General features: G+C 73.2%; 27 protein-coding genes and 1 pseudogene. 16 read left to right on the top strand and 12 right to left on the bottom strand.

Annotation, left to right across the window (positions count from 1 at the left end; genetic code table 11):
* Positions 1-66: 66 nt before the first annotated feature.
* Positions 67-246 carry a hypothetical protein gene (locus ACWEF6_RS12225; protein WP_310975682.1) on the top strand — a complete coding sequence of 60 codons (180 nt, stop codon included), beginning with the start codon at positions 67-69 and terminating at the stop codon, positions 244-246.
* A gap of 3 nt (positions 247-249) precedes the next feature.
* Here ACWEF6_RS12225 and ACWEF6_RS12220 read toward each other — a convergent pair whose 3' ends face one another.
* Together ACWEF6_RS12220 and ACWEF6_RS12215 are read right to left on the bottom strand one after the other, a co-directional pair.
* Positions 250-1368, bottom strand: coding sequence for an FUSC family protein (locus tag ACWEF6_RS12220; protein WP_449682982.1), 1119 nt, complete (start codon positions 1366-1368; stop codon positions 250-252).
* Positions 1369-1481: 113 nt separating this feature from the next.
* On the bottom strand, positions 1482-2813 hold the full coding sequence (locus tag ACWEF6_RS12215) for an aldehyde dehydrogenase family protein (RefSeq protein ID WP_449682966.1): 1332 nt from the start codon (positions 2811-2813) through the stop codon (positions 1482-1484).
* A 90-nt stretch (positions 2814-2903) separates the two neighbouring features.
* Here ACWEF6_RS12215 and ACWEF6_RS12210 point away from each other — a divergent pair, with 90 nt between their 5' ends.
* Complete coding sequence (locus ACWEF6_RS12210; protein WP_449682965.1) at positions 2904-4376, top strand: HAD-IIIA family hydrolase; 1473 nt, start codon at positions 2904-2906, stop codon at positions 4374-4376.
* Positions 4373-5419 carry a glycosyltransferase family 9 protein gene (locus tag ACWEF6_RS12205; protein ID WP_449682964.1) on the top strand — a complete coding sequence of 349 codons (1047 nt, stop codon included), beginning with the start codon at positions 4373-4375 and terminating at the stop codon, positions 5417-5419. The genes ACWEF6_RS12210 and ACWEF6_RS12205 overlap by 4 nt, the downstream gene beginning before the upstream one ends.
* Before the next feature lie 37 nt (positions 5420-5456).
* Here ACWEF6_RS12205 and ACWEF6_RS12200 read toward each other — a convergent pair whose 3' ends face one another.
* A complete protein-coding gene (locus ACWEF6_RS12200) occupies positions 5457-5645 on the bottom strand; it encodes a DUF2795 domain-containing protein (protein WP_449682963.1) in 189 nt (62 codons plus the stop codon).
* 60 nt (positions 5646-5705) lie between these two features.
* Positions 5706-6725, bottom strand: coding sequence for a Ppx/GppA phosphatase family protein (locus ACWEF6_RS12195; protein WP_449682962.1), 1020 nt, complete (start codon positions 6723-6725; stop codon positions 5706-5708).
* Positions 6726-6802: 77 nt separating this feature from the next.
* On the opposite strand from ACWEF6_RS12195, the gene ACWEF6_RS12190 reads away from it, so the two are divergent.
* The 5 genes from ACWEF6_RS12190 (at position 6803) to ACWEF6_RS12170 (ending at position 9220) form a co-directional block, all read left to right on the top strand.
* The gene (locus ACWEF6_RS12190; protein ID WP_449682961.1) at positions 6803-7627 is read left to right on the top strand and encodes an SDR family oxidoreductase; all 825 of its coding nucleotides are present in this window, start codon (positions 6803-6805) and stop codon (positions 7625-7627) included.
* Between the two features lie 152 nt (positions 7628-7779).
* On the top strand, positions 7780-8217 hold the full coding sequence (locus ACWEF6_RS12185; RefSeq protein ID WP_449682960.1) for a DUF4383 domain-containing protein: 438 nt from the start codon (positions 7780-7782) through the stop codon (positions 8215-8217).
* A gap of 63 nt (positions 8218-8280) precedes the next feature.
* The gene (locus ACWEF6_RS12180; protein ID WP_449682959.1) at positions 8281-8448 is read left to right on the top strand and encodes a hypothetical protein; all 168 of its coding nucleotides are present in this window, start codon (positions 8281-8283) and stop codon (positions 8446-8448) included.
* On the top strand, positions 8445-8861 hold the full coding sequence (locus ACWEF6_RS12175) for a hypothetical protein (protein WP_449682958.1): 417 nt from the start codon (positions 8445-8447) through the stop codon (positions 8859-8861). The genes ACWEF6_RS12180 and ACWEF6_RS12175 overlap by 4 nt, the downstream gene beginning before the upstream one ends.
* Entirely contained in the window at positions 8858-9220 is a 363-nt protein-coding gene (locus ACWEF6_RS12170) for a VOC family protein (RefSeq protein WP_449682957.1), read from the top strand. The genes ACWEF6_RS12175 and ACWEF6_RS12170 overlap by 4 nt, the downstream gene beginning before the upstream one ends.
* Before the next feature lie 10 nt (positions 9221-9230).
* Here ACWEF6_RS12170 and ACWEF6_RS12165 read toward each other — a convergent pair whose 3' ends face one another.
* From ACWEF6_RS12165 to ACWEF6_RS12155, 3 genes and pseudogenes are all read right to left on the bottom strand, one after another.
* Positions 9231-9653, bottom strand: coding sequence for a DUF6292 family protein (locus ACWEF6_RS12165; protein WP_449682956.1), 423 nt, complete (start codon positions 9651-9653; stop codon positions 9231-9233).
* 82 nt (positions 9654-9735) lie between these two features.
* A pseudogene (locus tag ACWEF6_RS12160) lies at positions 9736-10378 on the bottom strand (phosphoribosyltransferase).
* Between the two features lie 4 nt (positions 10379-10382).
* On the bottom strand, positions 10383-10721 hold the full coding sequence (locus tag ACWEF6_RS12155; protein WP_449678420.1) for a hypothetical protein: 339 nt from the start codon (positions 10719-10721) through the stop codon (positions 10383-10385).
* A gap of 157 nt (positions 10722-10878) precedes the next feature.
* On the opposite strand from ACWEF6_RS12155, the gene ACWEF6_RS12150 reads away from it, so the two are divergent.
* Complete coding sequence (locus ACWEF6_RS12150) at positions 10879-12309, top strand: glycoside hydrolase family 76 protein (protein ID WP_449682955.1); 1431 nt, start codon at positions 10879-10881, stop codon at positions 12307-12309.
* 164 nt (positions 12310-12473) lie between these two features.
* On the opposite strand, the gene htpG is transcribed toward ACWEF6_RS12150, so the two are convergent.
* Positions 12474-14363 (bottom strand): molecular chaperone HtpG, encoded by a 1890-nt coding sequence (gene htpG / locus ACWEF6_RS12145; RefSeq protein WP_449682954.1) that lies wholly within the window; start codon positions 14361-14363, stop codon positions 12474-12476.
* 156 nt (positions 14364-14519) lie between these two features.
* On the opposite strand from htpG, the gene ACWEF6_RS12140 reads away from it, so the two are divergent.
* The 4 genes from ACWEF6_RS12140 to ACWEF6_RS12125 all read left to right on the top strand — a co-directional run bounded on the left by ACWEF6_RS12140 (position 14520) and on the right by ACWEF6_RS12125 (position 17818).
* Positions 14520-15458, top strand: coding sequence for an alpha/beta hydrolase family esterase (locus ACWEF6_RS12140; protein WP_449682953.1), 939 nt, complete (start codon positions 14520-14522; stop codon positions 15456-15458).
* A gap of 91 nt (positions 15459-15549) precedes the next feature.
* Positions 15550-16011, top strand: coding sequence for an HNH endonuclease (locus ACWEF6_RS12135; RefSeq protein ID WP_310975663.1), 462 nt, complete (start codon positions 15550-15552; stop codon positions 16009-16011).
* Positions 16012-16118: 107 nt separating this feature from the next.
* Entirely contained in the window at positions 16119-17468 is a 1350-nt protein-coding gene (locus ACWEF6_RS12130; RefSeq protein ID WP_449682952.1) for a protein kinase domain-containing protein, read from the top strand.
* A 14-nt stretch (positions 17469-17482) separates the two neighbouring features.
* Complete coding sequence (locus ACWEF6_RS12125; protein WP_449673683.1) at positions 17483-17818, top strand: hypothetical protein; 336 nt, start codon at positions 17483-17485, stop codon at positions 17816-17818.
* On the opposite strand, the gene ACWEF6_RS12120 is transcribed toward ACWEF6_RS12125, so the two are convergent.
* Positions 17775-18584: a LysR family transcriptional regulator gene (locus ACWEF6_RS12120; protein ID WP_449682981.1), complete on the bottom strand. Its 810-nt coding sequence runs from the start codon at positions 18582-18584 to the stop codon at positions 17775-17777. The genes ACWEF6_RS12125 and ACWEF6_RS12120 overlap by 44 nt on opposite strands.
* Between ACWEF6_RS12120 and ACWEF6_RS12115 the strand changes: the two genes are divergently transcribed.
* From ACWEF6_RS12115 to ACWEF6_RS12105, 3 genes are read left to right on the top strand one after another with little or no spacing between them, the layout of a single operon-like run.
* Positions 18489-19565: a DMT family transporter gene (locus ACWEF6_RS12115; protein WP_449682980.1), complete on the top strand. Its 1077-nt coding sequence runs from the start codon at positions 18489-18491 to the stop codon at positions 19563-19565. The genes ACWEF6_RS12120 and ACWEF6_RS12115 overlap by 96 nt on opposite strands.
* A 29-nt stretch (positions 19566-19594) precedes the next feature.
* Positions 19595-21736 carry a hypothetical protein gene (locus ACWEF6_RS12110; RefSeq protein ID WP_449682951.1) on the top strand — a complete coding sequence of 714 codons (2142 nt, stop codon included), beginning with the start codon at positions 19595-19597 and terminating at the stop codon, positions 21734-21736.
* 14 nt (positions 21737-21750) lie between these two features.
* A complete protein-coding gene (locus ACWEF6_RS12105) occupies positions 21751-22893 on the top strand; it encodes a S53 family peptidase (protein ID WP_449682950.1) in 1143 nt (380 codons plus the stop codon).
* A gap of 48 nt (positions 22894-22941) precedes the next feature.
* Here the strand turns inward: ACWEF6_RS12105 and ACWEF6_RS12100 are convergent, their stop codons facing one another.
* The 3 genes from ACWEF6_RS12100 to ACWEF6_RS12090 are packed head-to-tail and all read right to left on the bottom strand — an operon-like array spanning position 22942 to position 25229.
* Positions 22942-23595 carry a response regulator transcription factor gene (locus ACWEF6_RS12100; RefSeq protein WP_449682949.1) on the bottom strand — a complete coding sequence of 218 codons (654 nt, stop codon included), beginning with the start codon at positions 23593-23595 and terminating at the stop codon, positions 22942-22944.
* A 4-nt stretch (positions 23596-23599) separates the two neighbouring features.
* Entirely contained in the window at positions 23600-23989 is a 390-nt protein-coding gene (locus tag ACWEF6_RS12095) for a hypothetical protein (protein WP_449682948.1), read from the bottom strand.
* A 31-nt stretch (positions 23990-24020) separates the two neighbouring features.
* Entirely contained in the window at positions 24021-25229 is a 1209-nt protein-coding gene (locus tag ACWEF6_RS12090; RefSeq protein ID WP_449682947.1) for a cytochrome P450, read from the bottom strand.
* Between the last annotated feature and the right edge of the window lie 329 nt (positions 25230-25558).

The following is a 25558-nucleotide window of genomic DNA, read 5'->3' as shown; positions in this document are numbered from 1 at the left end:
GAAGAGTGTGGCGCAGGACACGGGGTAACCCGCCGGGACCTACCATCCCGTCAGGGGGCTCCACCCATGCCGAACCGAGTCATGATCAGCCGCGACAGCAAGCCGATCCCCTGCGAGGAGTGCGGCCTGCCGACGTTACACGTCGCGCGGCTGGTGTCCGGCGACGGCACGCTGCTGGGCCAGACGATGGTGTGCACCGCCTGCCGCCGGCACCGGTCCGACGCCGACGCGATCGCCGTGCACTAGCGGTCAGCGCTTCTCCAGCTGTTCCAGCAGCAGCCGCGCGGGCAGCGTCATGGTGCCGAGGCCGAGCCGGGCGGGTACGCCGTCCTCCTCGGCCGTCACCAGCCGTTCCTCGAGCTTCCCGAGCAGTGCGCGGCATTCGTCCAGTTCGACGGGTTCACCGGCGACCGCGACGGCCTGCACGGCCCCGGCGAGGTGGTGCATCAGGTCGGCCAGCGCTTCCCGCGCGTCCGGCCAGGGGTACTCGAACGGGTGCTCCCGGCGCCCCGCCGTGGTCCGCACGCCGGCGATCAGCTGCGCCGTGGCGGGCCAGAGCCCGATGAGCGTCCGAAGTGGACGTTCGTGCCGGGCTCCGGCGGACGGCCGCCCCCGCCGGAGGTTCAGCATCCGCCCTTCGCGCGTCAGGCCGACGGCTTCCTCGGCGGCCAGGACCAGGCTGCGCGTGTCCTGCTCCTGGGACAGCAGGTGATCGAGATCCTCCGGCGGCTCGTCCCGGCGGATCAGGTCCGACAGCGATTCGAGCAGGGCGGCCAGGGCTTTCCCGAGCCGCCCGGCGGCCGCGGCGAGCCGTTCCCCGTAGAGCGGCGGGAGGATCAGCGTGTTGACGGCGACGCCGATGGCGGCGCCCAGCGCCGTTTCCAGGAGACGGTCGCCGAGGAGGACGGGCTCGCGCGCGGTGCCGTAGGAGATGACGAGCATCCCGGTGACGCCCACCCAGACCCCGGCGTCCCCGAACCGCCGCCAGCTCCCGGCGAGGAGCCCGAGGAAGACGACGGCGGCGAGCGCGACGGCCTGCCACGGGATGAAGTGCCCGGCGACGGCGGCGAGCAGGACCCCGGAGGCGACCGAGCCGACCTGCTGGATCCACCCGCGGAAGGAGCGGTAGACGGTGGCTTCGACGAGGAAGACGGCCGCGTAGGGAGCGAGGAAGGGCTGGGGCAGGTGGAGGACCAGGGTGGCGAGCAGCCAGGCCGCGGTCGCAGCGAAGGTGGCTTTGGCGCTCTGGACGAGAATCCGCCGCTCCCGGCCGGGGACGCGAAGGGCCCGGGCGATCCAGCCGACGGGGGTCCGGTCGTGCCGGTCGTCGTCCGATGAGAAGTTTTCGCTGCTCCGCTGCCGGAGCAGACGGGCCACCCAACCGGCGGAGGTCCGGTCGTACCGTTCCCCCGCCGGCGAGGTGTCGTCCCCCGGATCCGCGTTGCCCGGCCGAAGCTCTCCGTGTCTCTGCCGCTGTCCGGTCATGCCGGTGGTGCGATGTGCACGAGCTTCGTCTGGGTCATCTCGTCGAGCAGCTCCGGCCCGTAGCCGTACCCGTTCCCGCTCCGGCGGCGCGGATGTGCCGCCCCGCCCGGTGCGCCGCCGAACACGTTGTTCACCTTGACCGTCCCCGCCGGCAGCTCGCGCCACGCGCGCTGGGCGTGGGCCATCGAAGCCGTCAGCACCGTCGCCGCCAGGCCGTACTCGCCCTCGGCCGCCTCCGCGAGGCCCTCGTCGAAACTCGAGACCACCCGGACCGGCGCCACCGGGCCGAACGTCTCCTCCGTCATCACCCGCAGCTCCGGTGCGCAGTCGGTCAGCACCGTGGCCGGGTAGTGCGCGCCGGGGCCGTCCGGGACCAGGCCACCGGCCACCAACCGCGCCCCGCGGGACAGCGCGTCCTCGACGTGGGCGTGCACGTGGTCGCGGTGCCGCCGGTCCACCAGCGGCGCCAGCGTCCGCGTCTCGGCCTCCTTGACCAGCGCCGCCAGGAACGGCTCGGCGATCGCCGCGCACACGTAGATCCGCTCGACCGCCACGCAGATCTGGCCCGAATTGGCGAACGCCCCCAGTGCCGCCTGGCCGGCCGCCCACGCCGGGTCGACGTCCTCGTCGATCACCAGCGGATCGTTGCCGCCGTTCTCCAGCAACGTCTTGGCCCCGGTCGCCGCCGCGCTCGCGGCGATCGACCGGCCGGTCGCCGTACTGCCCACGTGGGCGATGACGTCGACGCCGGCGTGCATCGCCAGGATCGCCCCGACGCCCCCGTCGCCGTGCAGGGTCTGCAGCACGCCCTCCGGGAACACGTCCCCGAGCACTTCGCCCAGCAGCTGACCGGTGTGCGGCGCCCGCTCGCTCGGCTTGTGCACCACCGTGTTCCCGGTCGCCAGCGCCGCCCCCAGCAGCCCGCAGGCGACCGCGACCGGGTCGTTCCACGGCGTGAGCGCCACGACCACACCACGCGGTTCGGGCACCATCAGGTCCGTCGCGCCGGCGTCGCCGAGCAGGCTGCGGCCGCGGTGGACCGGGCCGAGTTCGGCGTACTGGTCCAGCGTTCCCGCCCCGGCGAGCACGCCTTCGCGGGCTTCGTCGCGGGGCTTGCCCGTCTCCGCCTCGTTCGTCTTGGCCAGCTCGTCGGCGTGCGCCCGCAGCCGCTCGGCCGCGGTGTGCAGCAACGTCCCGCGCTCGGCGGCCGGCGTCCGGGCCCACGGCGTCCGGCGGGCCCGCGCGAGCGCCGCGTCGATCTCGTCTTCGCCCGCGGTCGGCACGGTGCCCACCACGGTGCCGTCGGCCGGGTTCCGGATCTCGATCATCCGCACCTCCTTCTCGTCGCCCGCCGGTTACCCGGGCGCGACGGCTTCGACACGCCGTTTGATCACCCCCGCCCGGGGTAACCGGGGCCGGTGACGCTCGACTACACCGTGGCGATCCCCACGACGGGCCGGGAGACACTTCGGCCACTGCTGGAAACCCTGCTGACCGGCCCGGACCCGCGGCCGGTGGAAATCCTGGTCGTCGACGACCGCCCGAGCGGACCCGAGCTGGACGTCCCCGGCGGCGTCCGCGTGCTGCGCTCCGGCGGGCGCGGGCCCGCGGCGGCGCGGAACCTCGGCTGGCGCACCGCGAAAAGCGAGTGGATCGCCTTCGTCGATGACGACGTCGTGCTCGCTCCCGACTGGGCGCGGCAGCTCGAGGCCGACCTCGGCTCGCTGCCGCCGGACGTGGCTGCCTCCCAGGGCCGGATCACCGTGCCGCTGCCCACCGACCGGCGGCCCACGGACGACGAACGCGGTACCGCCGGGCTCGAGCACGCGCGGTGGATCACCGCCGACATGGCCTACCGCCGTAGTGCCCTGGTCGAAGCGGGCGGGTTCGACGAGCGGTTCCCGCGCGCGTTCCGCGAAGACTCCGACCTCGCGCTGCGCGTCGCCGAGGCCGGGCACCGGATCGACCAGGGCGAACGGCTGACCACGCACCCCGCCCGGCGCGCCGGGTTCTTCTACAGCCTCAAAGCCCAGCGCGGCAACGCCGACAACGCGCTGATGCGGGCCAAGCACGGCGTGCTCTGGCGGCAGCGCACCGGCGCCGGATCCGGCCGGCTGGGCCTGCACGCACTGTCCACAGTGGCCGGTCTGGCCGCGCTCGCGCTGCCGCTGTTCAAGCAGCGCGGGAAGGCCTTGCTCGCGGCCGGTGTCTGGGCCGGGCTGACGGCTGAATTCGCGACCCGCCGCATCCTGCCCGGCCCGCGGACCCCCGGCGAAGTGGCGCGGATGGTCGTCACCAGCGCCCTGATCCCGCCCGCCGCGTGCTACCACCGGCTGCGCGGGGAGGTCGCCGCGCGGCGGCCCCGGCCCCCGGTCGCGGTGCTGTTCGACCGGGACGACACGCTCATCGTCGACGTCCCCTACCTGAACGACCCGGACGGCGTCCGCCCGGTGCCCGGTGCCGTCGAGCTCGTCCGGGGGCTGCGGGAGCGCGGGATCCCGGTCGGCGTGGTGAGCAACCAGTCCGGAGTTGCGAAAGGACTGATCACCCCCGGCCAGCTCGACGCGGTGAACGCCCGCGTCCAGGAACTGTTCGGCCCGTTCGGCACCTGGCAGGTCTGCGTCCACGACGACGGCGACGGCTGTGCGTGCCGCAAACCGGCCCCCGGCATGGTGTTGCGGGCCGCCGGCGAGCTCGGCGTCGATCCCGCGTCCTGTGTGGTCATCGGCGACACCGGCGCCGACGTCGAGGCCGCGCTCGCGGCCGGCGCCCGTGCGGTGCTGGTACCGACCCACCGCACGCTCGAACCGGAGATCGCCCGCGCCCGCCGGCACGCCGCCGTCGCGCGGGACCTGTCCGAGGCGCTGCGCGTCGCCGGGGTCGCCGGATGACCCGGGTGCTCGTCGCCCGGCAGGACAACCTCGGGGACGTCCTGCTCGCCGGTCCCTGCGTTCGCGCGGTCGCCGCGTCCGGAGCGCACGTGACGCTGCTGACCGGACCGCACGGCCGGGCCGCGGGCGAGTTGCTGCCGGGCGTGGCCGACCTGCTCACTTGGACCGCGCCGTGGATCGACCCCGAGCCCCCGCCGGTGACCGCCGAGGACACCGGCGCGTTCGTCGCGCTGATCCGCGCGAAGTCGTTCGACCGCGCGCTGATCCTGACGTCGTTCCACCAGTCCCCGCTCCCGCTGGCGCTCCTGCTGCGACAGGCCGGGGTGCCGTGGATCGGCGCGATTTCCGAGGACTACCCGGGCAGCCTGCTCGACCTGCGCCACCGCGTCGACGGCGATCCGCCGGAGCCGGAACGCATGCTGTCGCTCGCCGAAGCGGCCGGGTACGCCCTGCCGCCGGACGACCACGGCGCCCTGGCGCTGCGCCGACCGCTGCCGGACATGGCCCGGCTGACCGGCGGCGGGGCGTACGTCGTGGTGCACCCCGCGGCGTCGGTGCCCGCCCGCCAGCCGTCGGCGGCGTGGAGCCGCGAGACGGTGCGGGCTCTCGCGGCCGACGGGCACCGGGTGCTCGTGACGGGGGCGCCGGCGGAGCGCGCACTGACCCAGGAGGTGGCCGGGACGGCGGCGGTGGACCTCGGCGGCCGGACGTCCCTGCCCCAGCTGGCGGCGGTGCTGTCCGGCGCTCAGGTCGTGGTGGCCCCGAACACCGGCCCCGCACACCTGGCCGCGGCGGCGGGCACTCCGGTGGTTTCGCTGTTCGCGCCGGTGGTGCCGCAGGAACGGTGGGCGCCGTACGGCGTTCCCACGGTGGTCCTGGGCGACCAGCACGCCCCCTGCCGCGCCACTCGCGCCCGGGTCTGCCCGGTCCCCGGCCATCCGTGTCTCGACACGATCGACCCCGCCGACGTCTGCCGCGCGGTGACCGCCCTCGCGCTTCCCGGCGCCGTCGTTCCCGAGGGCGCCGAGCTGACGGCGTGGTGACCGCGGCCCGGGTACGGAACCCGGGCCGCGAAGCACGTCAGCCGCCGATCTCCTTGCTCACCCCGCTGGGCCCTTCGTAGGTCCGGTCCGGCAGGCCGCGCACGATGTCCAGGGTGTCCGAGTCGGCACCGTTCCGCTCGGCGGCACGCACCAGGTCGTCGCGCTGCGCCGGGTAGTCGACGCCGGACAGGTACTTCTGCAGTTCGATCGGGTTCGGCTTGCTCACGGGAGCTCTCCTTCCGTTCGGGGAACCGCGCGGTTACCCCGCCGGGCGGTCCACACACGCTCAGGACGGCACCGGCTGCTCCCCCGCCGGGTGAAGGTGGCGGACCTCCGCGTCCGGGTGGCGCGTCAGCGGCACCAGCGGCAACGGCGTCGACTCGGCGAGCTGTTCCAGGTGCCGCAACAGGATTCCTTCCCGCAACGCCCACGGGCAGACCTCGACGCTCGGGACGTCCAGCGCCGACAACGTCCCTTCCGCCGCCAGCGCGCCGGCCACCACCTGCCGGGCCCGCGGCTTCGAAATACCGCGGAACCCGGCCCGTTCCGCCGCCGGGACGCGGGCCAGCCGCGGGATCCAGCCGCGCACGTCCGCGACCACCAGTTCGCGCGTGACGAACGGACCCTTGCGCTGCGGCGCGGCGCCGGTGAGGCGGGCCAGCTGCTTGAACGTCTTCGACGTCGCGACGACCCGGCGCGGCGGCCCTTCCCAGCGCAGGCGGTCCAAGACCTCCGACAGCGTGTCGCGGACGTGCCGGCGCAGCGCCTTCACCTGCCGGCGCGTCGGCGGATCGGCGGTGAGGAACTCGCGGGTCAGCCGGCCGGCGCCCAGCGGGAGCGAGACGGCCAGCTCGGGCTCGACGTTCCGGCCGAGCACCAGCTCCATCGACCCGCCCCCGATGTCGATCAGCAACAGCCGCCCGGCCGACCAGCCGTACCAGCGGCGCGCGGCGAAGTACGTCAGCCGCGCCTCCTGCTCGCCGGACAGGAACTGCGGCCGGATGCCGGAGCCCGCCTGGATGCGGTCGATGACCTCGTCGCGGTTCACCGCGTCGCGCACCGCCGCGGTGACGAACGGGTACAGGTGGTCGACGCCGAGCCGCACCGCCGCGTCGACCGCCCGGCCCACCGCGCCCGTCACCCGCTCGATGCCCTCTTCGCTCAACGTCCCGTCCGGCCGCAGTTCCTCGGCGAGCAGCGTCGGTTCCTTCACCGCGTGCGCCGGAAGCGGCGGGGCTCCGGCGGAAACGTCCACCACCTGCAGCTGAGCGGAATTCGACCCGATGTCCAGCACGGCCAGTCTCATCGGGCCGGAATACCCCGCGGCCTCGCGTTTAGTCCCCGGAGCGGGTGGTAGCCGACCGGGAACGAAAGGAGATGCCCGTGTCGCTCCCGGCGCCGCTACCCGCCGAAGCCGCCTCGCCGCGGCGCGCCGTCGTCACCGGCGCCGACTCCGGCATCGGGCGCGCGGTCGCCGCCGCGCTCGCCGGCGGCGGTCTCGACGTCGGCATCACCTACCACTCCGACGCCGGCGGCGCCGAGGAAACCGCGGCCGAAGCCCGCTCGCACGGCGTGACCGCGCACGTCCGGCAGCTCGATCTGACCGATCTGCCGGCCGCCGCCGACGTCGTCGACGCGTTCGCCGGGGACCTGGGCGGCATCGACGTCCTGGTCAACTGCTCCGGCACCGGCAGCAGCCGGCTCGCGATGGACCTCGGCTACGAGAAGTGGCGGCAGGTCCTCGACGTCGACCTCGACGGCGTCTTCCTGCTGTCCCAGCGCGCCGCCCGGCACATGATCGACGCCGGGCGCGGCGGCCGGATCATCACCATCACCAGCGTTCACGAGCACGTCCCGCGCGTCGGCGCCGCGCCTTATTGCGCCGCGAAAGCCGGCGCGGGCGCGTTGACCCAGGTCCTCGCCCTGGAGCTCGCCGAGCACGGCATCACGGTGAACTCGGTGGCGCCCGGCGAGATCTCGACCCCGATGACCGGCCAGACCGACGCCGACCCGCGCGAGCAGGACCGGCCCGGCATCCCGCTCGGCCGCCCCGGCCACGCGGCCGAGGTGGCGGCCGCGGTCGCGTTCCTGGCCACCCCGGCGGCCGGCTACATCACCGGCACGTCGCTCGTCGTCGACGGCGGCCTCTTGTTGATGGGAGCCCAGCACGGGACCGCCCACCGCGGTCACGACTGGCGTTCCCCCTGAGACCAGGGGCCCGCGTCCTGGCTGCAGGGACCGGCGTGGGCTCCGGCCGCGGGCCGGACGGCGGCTCCCCCAGCCCGCCGTCCGGCCCCTTCCACTTGTCCGTTTTCCGCACGCCTGACGGGGTATCCGGCCGCGGAGGGAAGGAGAAACCCATGTCTTCCGCCGAAACCCGCACCCCGGCGTCGTGGCTCCGGCCGGTCGTCGCCGTCCTCGGGCTGCTCTACCTCGTGCTGGGGATCGCCGGGTTCCTGACCCCGGAGACCGCCGCGGTCGGCCACGAGACCAGCCGCGTCGTCTGGATCTTCAGCGTGACGCCGTTGCTCAACCTCGTCCACTCGGTGGTCGGCGTGCTCGGGCTGCTCGCCGCGACCCGCCGCACCGGCGCGATCATCTACTGCTGGGTGCTGTTCGTCGGCTTCACCGGGATGACCGCCTACGGCATCCTCGCCACCTCGCTCGTCAACCCCGAGGACCCGATCAACCTGAACTGGGCGGACAACTGGCTGCACGGGCTGACCTCGGCCGCCGCCCTGGTGCTCGGCATCGTGGCGGCGCGGGCGGTCAACCGGACCACGGCGCGCTCGCGGTGACCCGGCCGTTTCGCCGGGCGATCGCCGGGTAGCCGCAGAGAACACCGCGTGAAGGAGGTTCCCGTGCACCGTGAAAGCGACCGGCATTCGCCCCGGGAGGACGAGGCGATCAAGGCCGAGCTGCAGGGGACCCTGCAGGGCAACGGCCCGACCCGCGCCGAGCAGTGGCGCGACCCCGAACTCCCGGCGGACGACGAACCGGAAGTCCCACCCTTGGGCGGCGGAGCATGACCGCGGTCGACGCCCCCACCGTCGTCGTGCACTACCGCCTCCACGCGGACTTCGCCGTCGGATCCCCGCTGGTGCGCCGGATCCTGGGTCCGCGCGCCGGCCTGGACCTGGACGCCGACGGCTTGCGCGTCCGGTTCGGGCCGTGGCTGGTCGAGACGCCGCTGAGCAACCTGGCCGGCGCCGAGGCCACCGGCCCGTACCGTGCGGTTCGCGTCCTGGGCGCCCGACTCTCACTGGCCGATCGCGGCCTGACTTTCGGCACCACCACGCAGGGTGGCGTGTGCCTCCGGTTCCGGGAGCCGGTCCGGGGCATCGATCCGTGGGGGCTGGTCCGTCACCCGGGCCTGACGGTGACGGTGTCCGAACCGGACCTGGTCGCCGAAGCCGTCAACCGGATCGTGGGGGCCGCATGACGGCGGCCCGGATCCTGGCCGTGACGGTGGACTGCCGTCAGCCGGACCTGCTGGCGGAGTTCTGGGCCGCGGCGCTCGGCAGCGCGAAGACCCGCACGTGGACGGACTCCCACGGCCTGACGTACCGCCAGGTCGAGTTCGACGACGGCCCCGCGCTGCTGTTCCAGCCGGTGCCCGAGGAGAAGGCCGTCAAGAACCGGCTCCACCTGGATCTGGCCCCGGTCGAAGGAGATCAGCGCGCCGAGGTCGAGCGCTTGGTGATGCTGGGGGCGAAGGTCCTCGACGACCCGCCCGACGACCCGTGGATCGTGCTCGCCGACCCGGAGGGCAACGAGTTCTGCGTGCTGCCGGCCCGCTGATCAGGCTGGTTCAGGCTTGGCCGACCGGGTCGCCGGCGTAGGCGGCCAGGCGGTCGTCGAAGCCGTCGGCGGTGCCGGGTCTGCGGAAGTCCGGCGGGTCGGGCCGGCCCGGGTATTTTTCGCCGTACAGGCCGGCCACGAAGTCCACCACCGCTTCCGGGGCCGGCAGGACGTCCTCGCCCAGGTACGCCAGCACGATGACTTCGTCGCCGCACGAGGACTCGACCGCCGCGGCCCAGCCGTCGCGTTCGTCCCACAGCAGGGCCGTCTCGTGCTCCGGGAACCGGGCGAGCCGCCGCTCCAGCGCGACATACGCGCCGGCCGGGACGTCCACCTCGCAGAACCAGGCGGGCGCGTCCAGTTTGGCCGCCACGGCCAGCAGGTACTGCCGCAGCCCGCGCGCCGCCGCGCCGAGCCCGTCCCGTTCGCTCATCCCGCTCCCGCCTCTTCGGTCGGTGCCCCATCGGGTGATACCCCGTCACCCACCCGGTCAATCCGGGGTGCTTGGGGTGGCGTCACGGGGTGAGCAGGGCGAGAACGTCGTCGTCACCCAATTGGCGGAAATCGGCGTACCACTGCCCGACCGCGCGAAACTCCGGCGGCTCGGCGACGCAGACGACGTCGTCCGCTTCGCGCAGGATCCGCGCGGCTGCGCCGGGGGCGGCGACCGGCGCGGCGAAGACGAGCGTCCGAGGCCGGGCCGCGCGGACGTCACGCAACGCAGCCGTCGCGGTGACGCCGGTCGCCAGCCCGTCGTCGACGAGGACGACGTCACGGCCGGTGAGGCCGGCGGGCTCGCGACCGGCGCGGTACCGCTCGATCCGGCGGCGCGCCTCCGCCCGCTCCCGGGTCTCGGCCCGGGCCAGCCGCGCGGCGGTCAGTCTCATCGCGCGCAGGCCGGCGTCGTCGTAGATCGCTGGCCCGTCCGGGGGTGACCGCGCCGACGCCGAACTCGCGGTGGCCGGGCGCGCCGATCTTGCGGGCGACCGCGACGTCCAGTTCCGCGCCGAGCCGCCGCGCGACGACGGCGGCCACCGGCACCCCGCCGCGGGCGAGCCCGAGCACGACCGGATCGGCCCAGTCGCGCAGCCGCAATTCGCCCGCGAGCCGTCGCCCGCCGTCCTCCCGGTCGGCGAAGATCCGCGGCCGCGCGGGCATCAGGTCACGGGCGCCACTCGTCGCGCCAGTCCGGGTGGGCTTCGTACACCGACGCGATGAGCTTGACGGACACGTCGTCGTGGGCGTCGCGGATCTCGCGGCGCAGGAACTCGGCCTTCTCGGCGAACGGCACCGGGTGCCGGTCCTCCATCGCCTCGACCGGCCCGCCGGCGAGCAGCAAGCCGTCGCCGTCGTCGGCGTACATGATCCGCAGCCGCCCGCGCCGTTCGGCCTCGTCGATCAGCGGCAGTTCGCCGGCACGGACGCGCTCTTCGTCCTCCGCGAGCCGGGCGAGCACGAATTCGTCGAGCTTCGCGGTCGTGGTGTCGTCGAGATTGGTCATAGGCCCGGGATACCCGCCGGGCGGCGGGCTCAAGCGTCGGCGCCCGCTCCTGCCGGGTGCGTGAATTCCTGTCCGGAACCTGTCCCGGAAAGGACTGGACCAATAATATCGGCACCGGAAAATGAGGAGCATCGCCCTTCGACGCGGAAGGTGGCCGATGCACTTCCTCGCCCCGCTGCTGACCGTGGTCCTCGCGGCCACGCCGACACCGACGCCGTCCGCCGCTCCCCTGGCGACGATCTGCAACAAGTACTGCGACGCACGGGATCCGGCCTCGTCACCGGGCGATCGCGAAGGTGCTTCGGCCGGCGTCGGCGGCCGGCGGATCACCCTGCACCTCGACGACGGCGACGCCATGGGCTGGGCGGCGATCACCGGCGGCGCGGCCGGCGACCACGTCTGGCTGGACCGCTCGTTCGACGCCGGGCGCACCTGGGCGTCGGGCAGCAAGCTCGGCGACACCGCGACGCCGTCCGGCGCGACGGGCTGGCGGACGCTGATGTACAACGCCGACGACTGGGCGAACAAGGGCGTCGGCCTGCTGCGCGCGTGCGGGCAGCCCGCGGGGTCGGGCAGCATCGCCTGCACCGGCTGGGCCCGCCCGACGTGGAACGCCTGGGACCGGCGCACCGCGGCCGCCACCGCGCTGATGGAGCGGTACAACCTGGGCACCGGCCTGTTCGACACGACCGGGTGGTGGAACTCGGCCAACGCGCTCACCGCGGTCATCGACAACATCCGGATCAGCGGCATGGGCAGCTACCGCTACGCGATCGACACGACGTACACGAAGAACCTCTCGGCGCAGGGCGGCAGCTTCCGCAACGACTACCTCGACGACACCGGGTGGTGGGGCCTCGCGTGGGTCGACGCCTACGACCTGACCGGCGACGGCAAGTACCTCAACACGGCCCGCGCCGATGCCGACCACATGGACGCGTACTGGGACGGCGTCTGCGGCGGCGGGGTCTGGTGGAGCACGAGCCGCACCTACAAGAACGCCATCCCGAACTCGCTGTACATCCAACTGAACGCGGCCCTGCACAACCGCATCCCGGGCGACACGGTGTACCTGGCGCGGGCCCGGGCGGGCTGGACCTGGTTCGCCGGCAGCGGAATGATCAACGGCTCGAACCTGGTCAACGACGGCCTGACGTCAGCCTGCGCGAACAACGGCCAGCCGACCTGGACGTACAACCAGGGTGTGCCCCTGACGGCGCTCACCGAACTGTCCCGCGCCACCGGCGACGCGAGCCTGCTGACCAAGGCCCGCGCGATGGCGAACGCCTCGACGACGAACGCGTCCCTGAACCCGGGCGGCATCCTCCGCGACCCGGGCGAGACGGCCGGCGGTGGCGGCGTCGACGGCCCGAGTTTCAAGGGCGTGTACGGCCGGGACCTGGCGGCGCTCAACGCGGCTTTGGCCGACCACCCGTACACGGCGTACCTGCAACGCCAGGCGAACGCGGCGTACGCGAACGACCGAAACAGCGCGGACGCGTACGGGCTGCTGTGGGCAGGCCCGTTCGACCAGCCCGACGCGGCCCGCCAGCAGAGCGCCCTGGACCTGATGAACGCCGCCCCCTGACAAACCCGGAACCCGCGTGATCAGAACCGGATCTCGCGTGATTGAAGCCGGATCTCGCGTGATCGGGGCCGGAACCGACGAGTTCCGGCCCCGATCACGCGAGTTACGGGCTCAATCACGCGAGTTACGGGCCTAGTCACGTGAGTCACGGGCCCGGTCACGGGTCAGAGGGTCTTCTCCAGGCGGCCGGCGAGGAGCTTGATGAACCGGGACGGGTCGGCCAGCTCGCCGCCCTCGGCCAGCAGGGCCATGCCGTAGAGGAGTTCGGCCGTCTCGGCCAGGCCCTCGTCCTCCGGGCGGGCGGCGTGGGCCTCGCGCAGCCCCGAAACCAGCCCGTGCTCCGGGTTGAGCTCGAGGATGCGCTTGATCGGCGGCAGCTCCTGCCCCATCGCGCGGTACATCTTCTCCAGCGTCGGGGTCAGGTCGTGGGTGTCGCCGACGATGCAGGCCGGCGACGTCGTCAGCCGCGACGACAACCGGACCTCCTTCACCGTGTCGCCCAGCGCCGTGCCCATCCACGACAGCAGGCTCTCGAAGTCCTTGTTCTGCTGTTCGCGGGCGACCTCGGTGGCCTTCTTGTCCTCCTCCGACTCGAGGTCGACCTGGCCCTTCGCGATCGACTGGAACTGCTTGCCGTCGAAGCCCGGCACCGAGTCGACCCACATCTCGTCGATCGGGTCGGTCAGGACCAGCACCTCGAAGCCCTTGGCCCGGAACGCCTCCATGTGCGGCGAGTTCTCGATCGCGGACCGCGATTCGCCGGTCATGAAGTAGATGTGCTCCTGGCCGTCCTTCATCCGCGAGACGTAGTCACGCAGTGAAGTCGGCTTCTCCGCGTCGTGCGTCGAGGCGAACGACGAGATCTCGAGGATGGCCTCGCGGTTCTCGAAGTCGTCGAGCAGGCCCTCCTTGACCGCGCGGCCGAACTCGCGCCAGAACGTCGCGTACTTCTCGGCGTCGGCGGTCGTCATCGTCTTGACCGTCGAGAGGACCTTCTTCACCAGGCGACGGCGGATCAGCTGGATCTGCCTGTCCTGCTGCAGGATCTCCCGCGACACGTTCAGCGAGAGGTCCTGCGCGTCGACCACGCCCTTGACGAACCGCAGGTACTCCGGCACCAGCGACTCGCAGTCGTCCATGATGAAGACGCGCTTGACGTAGAGCTGCACGCCGCGCTTGCGCTCCCGCAGGAACAGGTCCATCGGCGCGTGCGAGGGCAGGAACAGCAGCGCCTGGTACTCGAACGTCCCCTCGGCCTGCAGCCGGATCGTCTCCAGAGGGTCCTGCCAGTCGTGGCTGACGTGCTTGTAGAACTCGTGGTACTCGTCCTCGGTGACCTCGCTCGACGAGCGCGCCCACAGCGCCTTCATCGAGTTGACGGTCTCGGCCTCGTCGCCCTCGCCCCGCATCCGGATGGGCCAGGTGATGAAGTCGGAGTACTTCTTCACGATCTCGCGGATCTTCGCCGCGGACGTGTAGTCGTAGAGGTGGTCCTCGGTGTCCTCGGGCTTGAGGTGCAGCGTGACCGCGGTGCCCTGGGGCGCGTCCTCGACCGGCTGGATCGTGTAGGTGCCTTCGCCGGTGGACTCCCAGCGGACGCCCTCGGCGGTGCCCGCGCGGCGCGTCACGAGCGTCACCTTGTCCGCGACCATGAAGCTCGCGTAGAACCCGACGCCGAACTGCCCGATCAGGTCCTGCGACGCCGCCGCGTCCTTCGCCTCCTTCAGCTTGGTCAGGAAGTCGGCGGTGCCGGACTTGGCGATCGTCCCGATCAGGGCGACGACCTCCTCGCGCGTCATGCCGATGCCGTTGTCGCGGACCGTGAGGGTGCGCGCTTCCGGATCGGTCTCGATCGCGATGTGCAGGTCGCCGGTGTCCGCCTCGAGGTCCTTGTCGCGGTAGGACTCCAGCCGCAGCTTGTCGAGGGCGTCGGAGGCGTTGGACACGAGCTCCCGCAGGAACGTGTCCTTGTTCGAATAGATCGAATGGATCATCAGCTGGAGCAGCTGACGCGCTTCCGACTGGAACTCCAGCGTCTCGATCGGGGCAGTCACTTCCATCCCTTTCCGCATGTCCGGCGGCCGTTGTTGGGTCGATCCTACCGAGCGGGTCCGACAGTCCGGGACCGCGCACTTTATGAACGCAATCTAGGGACCGGCGACTCCCGGTGTGATGCTGGCCACGCCCCGCTGTCGATCAAGGAGGATCGAGTGCCCGGACGCTTGCCCCGCTGGGCGGCCGTGTTCGCCGCCGCCTGTGCCCTGACCACCGCTTTCGCCGCGCCCGCCGCCGCGGCGGGCGTCGCCGACCGCCCCGTCCCGACCACCGGCTGCGGGCGCGCGCCCGGCTTCCCGGCCGGGGTGACGACCACCCGGCACGTCACCTCCGGCGGCCTGGACCGCGAGTACACCGTCCACCTGCCGGCGCACTACCGCCCGCACCGGCCGTACCCGCTGGTCCTGTCCTTCCACGGGCACAAGCGGACGTCCCAGTACCAGGAGGAGCTGTCCGGGTTCTCGGCGCTGGACGCGATCGCGGTCTACCCGCAGGGCCTGATCGGCACCGACGGCGAAACGGCCTGGACCGGCGCGCCCTATTCGGCCGCCGCGGACGACGTCCTGTTCACCAGTGACCTGCTGAACGCGCTGCAGCGTTCCCTGTGCGTCGACCCGAGCCGGATCTACGCCGCCGGCAAGTCCAACGGCGGCGGGTTCGTCGGGGTGCTGGCCTGCCGCATGGGCGGGCGGATCGCGGCCTTCGCGCCGGTGTCCGGGGCCTTCTATCCCCAGGGCGGCGCCTGCACGCCCCGCCGTCCGGTGCCGGTCCTCGACTTCCACGGCACGGCGGACACGACCATCCCCTACACCGGCAACCCGGCGAAGGGCCTGCCCGCGATCCCGGACTGGCTCGCGGCTTGGTCCACAAGGGACGGTTGCCGCCCGGCCCCGGTGTCGTGGACGCCGGTCGCCGGGGTCGTCGCCGAGAAGTGGCTCGGCTGCGACCGGCGCGGCGCCCTGGAGCACTATCGCGTGGAAGGCGCCGGGCACGTCTGGCCCAGCACCCGGCCCAACAACGATTCCGCGACGCCGACGGTGATCGACGCGACGCCGGTCATCTGGCGGTTCTTCCGCGCGCATCCCCTGTGGTGAAACGCGATTGACGCAGGTCAGGCCGCTCGACGACGATTGATTCCACCAGGCGGGAAAGTCCCGCGTCCCCATCGTCGCCACGGAGTGCGCTGTGAAGGTGCTTGTCCTCAACGCCGGCTACGAGCCGCTGCAGACCGTCTCGGTCCCGCACGCGATCCGCATGCTCGTGCGCCACGTCGCCGAGATCCACGAGGCCGAGGAGGGTCTCGCCTACGGGCTGTTCCCGCGCCCGAAGATCGTGCGGTTACTGCGTTACGTCGTCATGAAGTGGCGATATACGCAGCCGCCGCGCTGGTCCCGGCGCGGCGTGCTGGTCCGTGACGGCCACCGCTGCGCCTACTGCGGGCAGCGCGCCACCACGATCGACCACGTGACGCCGCTGAGCCGCGGCGGCGCCCGCACCGACTGGCTCAACACGGTCGCCGCGTGCGGCGGCACGGCCCGCAGCTGCAACGCCCGCAAGGCGGACAAGCTGCCGGCCGAGGCCGGGATGAAGCTGCGGTTCACGCCGTACGTCCCGGCGTGGGACCAACTGCACCGGCCCGGCACCTGAGCACGGCCTGTCCGTCGGCACACCGGCGGGCAGGCCGTTAGGCTCGAACCGATCGCCACCCGCATCCGTGTGTCCCGTGTGCGCTGGGGAAGGCCGGGGAGGTCGCCGTGACCGACGCAGGAGAGCTGATCGCCGGGCGCTACCGGCTGGCCGAGCGGATCGGCCAGGGCTCCATGGGCGTCGTCTGGCGCGCCCGCGACGAGCGCCTGGACCGGGTCGTGGCGATCAAGCAGCTGGACTACGACGCGGCCATCGGACCGGCCGCCGGCGACCAGGCGAACCAGCGGGCCCTGCGCGAAGCACGGCTGACGGCCCGCCTGCGGCACCCGCACGCGATCACGGTGCACGACGTCGTCGAGGCGCCCGGCGGGCCCTACCTGGTGATGGAGTACCTGCCGTCGCGCAGCCTGGCGGAGCTCCTCCTCGACCGCGAGACCCTGCCCGCCGAGGAGGTGGCGCGCATCGGCGCGCCGATCGCGTCGGCGCTGGCCGCCGCGCACGCCGAAGGGGTCGTGCACCGCGACGTCACCCCCGGCAACGTCCTGCTCGGCGAGTCCGGCGTCGTCAAGATCGCCGACTTCGGCATCTCCCGCGCCACCGGCGAAGGCACCGTGACCGGCGGCGGCTTCATCGCGGGCACGCCGGCGTACCTGGCGCCCGAAGTCGCCGGTGGCCGGGAAGCCGGGTACCCGGCCGACGTCTTTTCCCTCGGGGCGACGCTCTACCGCGCGCTGGAGGGCATTCCCCCGTTCGGCAACGAGGACAACGCGATCACGTTGCTGCTGCGCATCGCCAAGGAGGAGACCATCCCGCCGCGGCACCGCGGGCCGCTCGCCGAAGTGCTCACCCGGATGCTCCAGCGGGACCCCGAAGCGCGCCCGGCCATGGCGGAGGTCCAGGAGCTGTTCGAAGCGGTCACCGGCGGCCGTCCCCTGCCGCCGCCGCGGCCGCGGCCCCGCGCCGGAACCCGGCTCCTGCGCGTCCGCCGTCCGCGCCGCCGGCTCGTCCTGGCGGGCGCCGCGGGCGCGGTGCTGCTGGCCCTCGGCGTGGTGATCGGTACGGCGATCGTCCCGGACAGCACGCCGGTGGCCGCACCGGTCCCGTCCGCTCCCCCGAGCTCCAGCCCCGTCCCGACGACGCCCGCCGATCTGGGCTGTGCCGCCCGCTACGAGGTGACGAACTCCTGGCCCGGCGGCTACCAGGTCCAGGTGACGGTGCGCAACGACCGGACGGCGGGCCTGTCCGGCTGGAGCGTCCGCTGGCAGCTGCCCGCCGGTCACCGCATCAGCGGCTTGTGGAACGGCACCTTCTCGGTCGATGGTTCCACGGTGACGGTCGAAAACGCCGCCTGGAACGCGAAGCTCGACGCGGACGCGACGACGACATTCGGCCTGATCGCCCTGACGCAGAACGGAAGTGACGACGCCCGCCCGGCGCTCACCTGCCGGACGCTCTGACCACGGGAGGCCCGTTGAAGCCCCACCACGTCCGGGACCGGCGCCGCTCGATCCACTTCGACGGCCGGACCGTCACCCTCAAGGTCGCCACGAAGGCGCTGGGGTTCCTCCCGGACGACCGGCCGCACCGGTTCCGGGTCGCGAAGCTCATTGACGTCAAGCACCGGGAGGCGACCAGCAAGGATGTCGGCGAGATCGTCTTCGTGGGACCGGAAGGCCACACCGAGATCGTCGCGAACGTGCCGATGGGGTGCGATAAACTGCCGGGCAACACCTTCCGCTACGGGCGCGACAAGCTCGCCAAGGTCAAGGAGTTCCTGGAAGCCGTCGAGCAAGCCCGTAAGAAGTAGCGGCGCTGTCCAGCCGGTCCAGCACCGCCCGGACGTCCGGCCGCCGCGCCAGGCCCGCCCGCGTCACCGCGAACACCTTGCGCGTCAACGGTTCCCGCAGCGGGTGCAGGCTGACGCCGAGCGGCCCGCCGGGCAACGCCATGGCCGGCACCAGCGCGACGCCCGCGCCTGCTGCCGCGAGAGCGACGAGCACGGCGAAGTCCGCGGATTCCGCGGCGATCTCCGGCACGAACCCGGCCGCGCCGCAGGCCCGCTGGATCATCGCGTAACACGACAGGTCGGCCGTCGGCACCAGCCACGGCCGCCCGGCGAAGTCGGCCAGGTCCACCGGTTCACCGTCGGCCGGCCCCGGCGACGCCGGATCGCGCGCCAGCAGGACCAGGTCTTCGAGCAGGATCCGCTCCGCGCACCGGGGCGGGATTTCCCGCGGCAGAAGCGAATAGCCGTGCACCACCGCGATGTCGACGTCCTGACGAAGCAGCGCTCCGAGGGCGGCGTCGGGCTCCTGCTCCACCAGGCGCAGGGAGACCGGCCCACCCCACGCCCGCGGCAGGAGCTGCCGGGCCGCGGAGGCGAAGGCCGCCACGCGGACCGTGCCGGTGCCACCGTTCCCGGCCGCCGCGGCCAGTGCCGATTCCGCGGCGGCGAGGTCGTCGAGGATGACTTCGGCGTGCGAGAGCAGCAGCCGTCCGGCCGGGGTGAAGGCGAGCGTGCGGCCGCGTTTCTCCAGCAGCGGGACGCCGGCCTCGCGTTCGAGCGCGGCCAGGTGCTGGGAGACGGCGGGCCCGGTCAGGTGCAGGGCCCTACCGCCGACGATGGGCTGGTGAAGCTGAAAGCGACCGCGGCACTCGCCGTCACCGTCGTCCTGTGGGCGTCGGCGTTCCCCGCGATCAAGGTGGGCCTCGACGGCTACGGCGTCGCCGGGCTGTCGTTCGCCCGGCTCGCGGTCGCGTCGGCGGTGCTGCTGCTCGCCGCGCCCGTGCTGGGCGTCCGCCGTCCGCGCCGCGCGGACCTGCCGGCGATCGCGGGGTGCGGGCTGGCCGGGATGAGCGCCTATCAGCTGCTGCTCAACTGGGGTGAGGTGCACGTCCCGGCGGGCACGGCGAGCCTGCTCGTGTCGGTGGCGCCGGTGTTCAGCGCGCTGCTCGCGGCGGCGTTCCTGGGTGAGCGGCTGACCACGGCGAAGCTGCTGGGCAGCGCGGTGGCCCTCGGCGGCAGCGCACTCATCGCCACGGGTGGCGGCGTGGGCTATTCGGCCGCGGCGTGGGCCGTGCTGGCCGCCGCGGCCGTCCAGGCGGTGTACCACCTCGGGAGCAAGCCGTTGCTGCGGCGCTACACCGGGCTCGAGGTTGCCTCCTACGCGATGTGGGCCGGGACGCTGTTCCTCGCGCCGCTCGCGCCCCAGGCCGTGCACGCCTTCGCGAGCGCGCCACCGGAAGCGACGCTGTCCGTGGTGTTCCTCGGCGCGTTCCCGTCGGCGGCCGGGTTCGTCGCCTGGGGGTACGCGGTGGCCCGGCATTCGCTCACGGTCGCGACCGCCGCCCTCTACCTCGTGCCCGCGGTAGCGCTGGCGGTGGCGTTCGGCTGGCTCGGCGAGCGGCCGACCTGGGTGGATCTCGCGGGCGGGGTGCTCAGCGTCGCCGGCGTCGTCCTGATCGGGACCACGGTCCGTCGTTGGGCCGGTCAGGGTAATTCGGAAGAGATCGACAACCCGGCTCAACGGTCGGCGCGGCCGGCTCGTCGGTAGTGGTGATCGATCACCACACGGAGGTGCCAGTGCGAAGAACATTTTCGGTGTTCGCGGTCCTGCTCGCCGGTGCGGCGGGCGTGGCCGGGCTCGCCCCGCCGGCCGCGACCGCCGCGACCGCCGTCGTCCCGTCGCCGACCGTCACGCTTCCCACCGGGGACCGGGTCACCGTCGGGACCACCCCGGACGGCCGGGACACGTTCGAGGTGCGGCCGGCCGCGGACAAGGGCATGGCGCGGGCGCTCGTGCACCTGCGGCTCGGCGGCCGCGACTACGAGGTGCCCGGCACGGCGTTGCCCTACCTGGGGCGCGGGCTCGACCTGAGCCTGTTCGACATCAAGGCGCTGCTGGCCGGCGCGAAGGCTCCGGTGGACACCGCGACCTTCGGCGCCGCGCTGGCCAGGCAGTTCAAGGAAGACAGCGCCCGCGGCCGGTTCGGCGGCCAGGGCCTGTTCGCGAACGGCGTCCGCTACGCCCTGCCCGGAGCGCCGAAGCGGCCGGCGGCCCAGCCGCGATCGGTGATGCGGACGGTGTCGCTCGACGCCACCGACATCGCGGGCAAGCCCGCCGACACCGGCATCGCGTTCCTCTACAACACCGACGACGGCGACACGCTCGCCCCGGACGAGAACTTCAACTACTTCTTCGGCGGCACGGCCAAGTTCAGCGTGCCGGACGGCAACTACAGCGCGCTCGGCGTGTTCTGGACGACCGACGCCGACGGCAACCCGACCGAGCTGCGGTTCAGTGCGCAGCCCGAGTTCGCGGTGAAGGCGGACGCGTCCGTCCGCGTCGACGCGAAACGGGCGTCGAGCAAGCTGACCTGGGTGACCCCGCGCCCGGCGCTGCTGGACGACACCGGCTTCCTGTTCCGCCGGGCCGCCAAGACCGGGCCGGCGCTGCTCGTCGACTTCGACGCCGGGCCCGGCGTGCCGATTTCGGTGTCGCCGACGAGTGTCCCGGTGCGCACCGGCGCGTTGCAGACCTACCCGTACAGCAGGCTCGTCTCCCCACCCGGACCGGGCACACCGTACGAGTACGTGCTGCAGAAGGCGAGCATCGGCGTGATTCCGCAGCAGCGGTACGTGATCACGGCGAAGGACGTCGCCGCGGTCGACGCCACCTACTTCAGCGAGTACTCCTCGCTCGGCCTGCGCCAGCGCAGCGGGATGTTCACGTTCGAGGACGTCAGCGGTCATCCGTCGCACCCGATCCAGCTGCCGCGCAAGCAGACCGAGTACGTCTCGGCGTCGCCGGACCTGGCGTGGTTCGGCGGGTTCTCGAAGTACGTCCAGTCCGGGCCGTTCCCCGGCTGGGCCGGCGGCCAGCACGAGGCGTTCCACACCTACCGGGGTGGCTCCTCGGTCACCGAGGACTGGAACCGCTTCCCGCTGCACCCGGCGGGCGACGTGGCGCTGCTGCCGCTGGACGACGGCCGGGCGTACACCCTCCCCGGCGCGACGCGGGCCGGTGACTTGCTGCGGTTCTCGATCACGCCGTTCAGCGACAACCAGCCGGGTCACACCGGCTTCGGCTTCTACGGCGAGCCGCGGGACACCATCACCGGGCACTACCGCTTCACCCAGGACGGCACGACCCTGGCCGAAGGCACCCCGCAGGGCGCCTACGCGGCCGAATTCGCCCAGGAGGTCGCGCCCGGGCCGTCGACGCTGGGGCTCACCATCGACGCCGGGCGCACCGGGCCGATGTACCACCAGAGCACCGCGAGCCACACGGAATGGACGTGGCCGTCGCAGCACGTCGAAGGCGTCACCTTGCCACCGACGCTGTACTGCGCCCGCGGGGACGGCGGGCCGGACCGGAACTGCGGCGTCGAACCGCTGCTGACGCTGGGGTACTTGGTCGGCGGGCTGCGGCCGGACGGGTCCACGGTCTCCGGTCGGCAGGGCCTGGACCTCACGGTCGGGCACCTGCAGCAGAGCACCGGTTCGCCGGTGACGGCCGCGACCGTGCAGTACTCGACCGACGGCACGACCTGGCAGGACGCGGCCGTCACCGCCCGCGGCGACGGCGTCTTCCACGCGGACTTCACCGCGACGACGGAGGCGTTCCGCGGCCTCGACGTCTCCCTGCGCGTCACGGCCGCCGACGCCGCCGGGGCGACCATCGCCGAGACGATCACCGCCGCCTACCACGTCTACGTGTCATGAGGGGACTGTCCACAGTGCACAGGAGATGGCTCGGAGTGCTGGCCGCCGCGGTGGCGGCCGCCGGCGTGGTCACCCCGGTGGCGAGTGCCGCACCGGGGCCGCGCGCGGCGTGTCCGGAACAGCCCGGCGTGCTGCGCTGCCTCACCACCTACCCACCGGGCGCGACCCGCGCCTTCGGCCCGGCCGGCTGGGGCGCCGACGACCTGGCGTCGGCCTACGGACTGCCTGCTTCGGCGGGGCCGGACACCGTCGTCGGCATCTCGATCGCCTTCGACGCGCCGAACCTGGAGGCCGACCTGGCCGCCTACCGGGCGCAGTACGACCTGCCGCCGTGCACGACGGCGAACGGCTGCTTCCGCAAGGTGAACCAGCAGGGTGCCGCGGCGCCGCTGCCGGAGGTGAACTTCGGCTGGGCCATGGAGTCCACTTTGGACGTCTCGATGGTGTCGGCGGCGTGCCCGTCGTGCCGGATCCTGGTCGTGGAGGGCAACACGCCCGGGTTCGCCGACCTGGCGGAGACGGCCGACACCGCGGTGCGGCTGGGGGCGAAGGTGGTGTCGAACAGTTACGGCGCGCGGGAGAACGGTGCGGCGCTGGCGTACGCGAGCCACTACCAGCACCCCGGCGTGACGGTGGTGGCGTCCTCCGGCGACACCGGCTTCACGGCGGCGAGCTACCCGGCGGTGCTGGCCTCGACGATCTCGGTCGGCGGCACGTCGCTGGCCCGCGACCCGGACTCCCCGCGTGGCTGGGCGGACGGGGCGTGGACCTACGGCGGCAGCGGCTGTTCGGCGTACATCGCGAAGCCGAAGTGGCAACGGGACACCCACTGCGGCAAGCGGACGGTCGCCGACGTATCGGCGGCGGCCGAGGACATCGCGATCCACTACGCGGACGCGGGCGGCTGGCTCCCGGTCAGCGGCACGAGCGCTTCGGCGCCGTTCGTCGCTGGCCTGATCGGCCGTTCGGGGCACGCGGGCGCCACCCGACCGGCGGACCTGTACGCGAACGCGGGGTCGTTCACCGACGTGACGACGGGCCACAACGACCCGGCGGGCGGCGGCAAGAAGTGCGGCGGCGACTACCTGTGCGTCGCGGGCCCGGGCTATGACGCGCCGACGGGGGTCGGCGTGCCGAACGGGCTGGCGGGCTTCTGACGGAACCCGGTGGCGCGGGCTCGCCCGCCCGCGCCACCGGGTTCCCCATCAGGGGATTTCGAGTCCTGCGCGGCAGAGCCCGCGCTCGTAGGCCAGCAGCCCGGCCCCCGTCCGGTGTGCGCACCCCAGTTTCCGCACCACCCTGGCCACGTACTCCCGCACCACCGGCTCCGGCAGTTCCAGCCGCTCGGCGATCTCGGCGTTCGTCAGTGCCGCGCCCACCGCTGTCAGCACTTCGGTTTCCCGGGCCGACAGCCGGTCGACCGCCGCCATCCGCTCGTCGCGCGGGCCGGACAACCGGGTCGCCGCCGACACCTGACGGCGGGAGACGTCCGAGGACAGCACCAGGTGGCCGTCCGCCGCCAAGCGGACCACCTTGAGCACGTCCCGCCGCGGGGCCGAGCGCAGCAGGAACCCCGCCGCGCCGTCGCGGAGGGCGCGCAGGATGCCCGCGTCCGAGTCGAACGTCGCCAGCGCCACCACCGCCGGCCGGTGGGGGAACTCCTCCGGCCGGCTCAGGCGCAGGTCCAGCAGCAGCACGTCCGGCAGCCGCCGGCGAAGGGTGACACGGGCCGCCGTCGCGTCGGGGACCGCGCCCACCAGCTCGATGCCGTCCGCTTCGGCGAGGACCGTGCTCAGGCGTGCTCGTACCGCCGGGTCGCGTTCGGCCACCAGGACCCGGACCGGCGGCGGCACGAGCACCGCGTCAGTCCTTCGGCCGCAGGCGGATCAACGGCAGGTCGGTCTTCGAAGCACCGACCAGGTCCCGGCCGCCCGGGCCGCGCAGCCGCACCTCCCGGAACCGCACCGACGACAGCTGCGCGGCTTCGATCGGGTAGACGTCGCCGTAGCGCTTGATCTTGTCCACCAGCTCCTTGCCGAGCAGTTCGACCAGGCCCGCGTGCCGGGCCGCGCCGCCGCCCAGCGGGACGTCCAGCTGCTTGCGGACCTCGGGGAACCGCTGGTCCAGCTCGACGGCCAGCTGGTGGATCGTGACGTAGGCCGGGCCGAAGTCCGCGGCGTCCGGGCCCGGCGGGATCTCCTTGAGCACCTTGATGAGCTTGTCGTCCATCCCGAGCTTGTCCCACAACGTCACGTCTTTTCCTCCGCTCACGACCGCCGTTGGTCTACCAGAGGACCGGCACGCGGTCCACTCCCCCGGTGACACGGTTGGTCCGGATCCGGAGTTCATCGACCCCGGTGGCCAGGCGCAACCCCGGGAACCGCCGGAACAGCGACCCGAAGACGACGCGCAGTTCGGTGCGGGCGAGGCTGGCGCCGATGCAGAACCAGCCACCGTAGGCGAAGGCGACGTGCGCGTTGGGCTTGCGTTCGGGGTCGAACGTCTCCGCCGACGGGAACACGGTTTCGTCCCGGTTGGCGGCGGCGATCGCCAGCACGACGGCGTCCCCGCGGGCGATCGTGACGCCGCCGAGTTCGACGTCGTCGTGCGCGTACCGCAGCACGCCGAGCCCGCTCGGGGCGGACATCCGCAGGATTTCCTCGACGACGCCGTGCACGCGGCCGTCGGGGTCGGCGGCCAGCGCGTCCCGGCGGGCGAGGTCGCTGAGCAGGTAGAGCACGCCGAGGTCGATCCGGTTGGACGTCGTCTCGTGGCCGGCGAACAGCAGGCCGGCGGCCAGGCGGGCGAGGTCGTCGTCGCCGAAGGACGGGTCGCCGGCCTGCGCGCGGACCATGTCCGAGACGACGTCCTGGCCGGGATTCCGCCGTTTGGTGGCGGCGAGCCGGCTCATGTAGGCGGTGAACTCGTCGAGCGCGGCTTCGGCGCCGTCGCCGATGTCCATCCGGCCCATCCGGTCCGACAGCACCCGGAAGGTCTCGCGGTCCTCGTACGGGACGCCGAGCAGTTCACAGATCACCAGCACCGGCAGCGGGAACGAGAGGTGTTCGTGCAGGTCGACCGGGCCGTCGCCGACGCGTGCCCGCTCCATGGCGTCGAAGCAGCCGTCGGCGAGGTCCTGCACGTGCCCGGCGAGCCGGCGGATCCGGTTGGCGGAGAAGGCGGGCACGAGCATCCGCCGCATCCGCGCGTGCTCGGCGTGCTCGGTCTCGTGGTCGCCTTGCGGGCGGCTGAGAATGGCGGCGTCGGACAGCGCCGAAGCCTCCTCCGGAGCCGGGTGCGAGCGCCCGAACCGCGGATCGGTGAAGGCGGCCCGCACCTGCTCGAACCCGGTGACCAGCCAGGCCGGATCCCCGGCCGGCGTGGTCACGGCGACCACCGGCCCCTGCCGGCGCAGCACCTGGAACAGCGGCGCGATCTCCAGGACGTTCGGCCGCGGGAACGGCAGCCGCGGCGGATCCGTGGTGACGGTCATGGCTTTCTCCTCCCGGTGCGCGGCCGGCAGGCGCGGACACGGGCGGGCCGGTCTCCGGCCGCTCCCCCGGTCCCCCCGCGATCCACGGTACTCAGGAACGGCGTGCTCAGGCCGGGAACGCGAGTTCCCCGCCCGATCGGGCCAGCGCTTCCGCCCGGAGGACCGAAACTGTCGGTGGCCCCCGGTATCGTGGAAACCGGGGGCCAGAGGCCAGACCCCACCACGATCGGGCCGGGCGGCAGCCGGTCTCCGGGCGGCACCGCGGACGCCCCGGGTCTCGGCCAGGGCTCCGGCGAAGTCGGTCTGCGCGGTGTCGGGTTGCGTCGGCC

The organism is Amycolatopsis sp. NPDC004772 (assembly GCF_053601215.1).
The sequence above is the reverse complement of the archived record's forward strand: the minus strand, read 5'-3'. Positions and strand labels throughout refer to the sequence as shown.

Coding starts and splice junctions, on each gene's coding strand:
- ACWEF6_RS12225 (WP_310975682.1), top strand. CDS start 67: ATGCCGAACCGAGTCATGATCAGCCGCGACAGCAAGCCGATCCCCTGC.
- ACWEF6_RS12215 (WP_449682966.1), bottom strand. CDS start 2,813: ATGATCGAGATCCGGAACCCGGCCGACGGCACCGTGGTGGGCACCGTG.
- ACWEF6_RS12205 (WP_449682964.1), top strand. CDS start 4,373: ATGACCCGGGTGCTCGTCGCCCGGCAGGACAACCTCGGGGACGTCCTG.
- ACWEF6_RS12195 (WP_449682962.1), bottom strand. CDS start 6,725: ATGAGACTGGCCGTGCTGGACATCGGGTCGAATTCCGCTCAGCTGCAG.
- ACWEF6_RS12185 (WP_449682960.1), top strand. CDS start 7,780: ATGTCTTCCGCCGAAACCCGCACCCCGGCGTCGTGGCTCCGGCCGGTC.
- ACWEF6_RS12175 (WP_449682958.1), top strand. CDS start 8,445: ATGACCGCGGTCGACGCCCCCACCGTCGTCGTGCACTACCGCCTCCAC.
- ACWEF6_RS12170 (WP_449682957.1), top strand. CDS start 8,858: ATGACGGCGGCCCGGATCCTGGCCGTGACGGTGGACTGCCGTCAGCCG.
- ACWEF6_RS12165 (WP_449682956.1), bottom strand. CDS start 9,653: ATGAGCGAACGGGACGGGCTCGGCGCGGCGGCGCGCGGGCTGCGGCAG.
- ACWEF6_RS12155 (WP_449678420.1), bottom strand. CDS start 10,721: ATGACCAATCTCGACGACACCACGACCGCGAAGCTCGACGAATTCGTG.
- ACWEF6_RS12150 (WP_449682955.1), top strand. CDS start 10,879: ATGCACTTCCTCGCCCCGCTGCTGACCGTGGTCCTCGCGGCCACGCCG.
- ACWEF6_RS12090 (WP_449682947.1), bottom strand. CDS start 25,229: ATGACCGTCACCACGGATCCGCCGCGGCTGCCGTTCCCGCGGCCGAAC.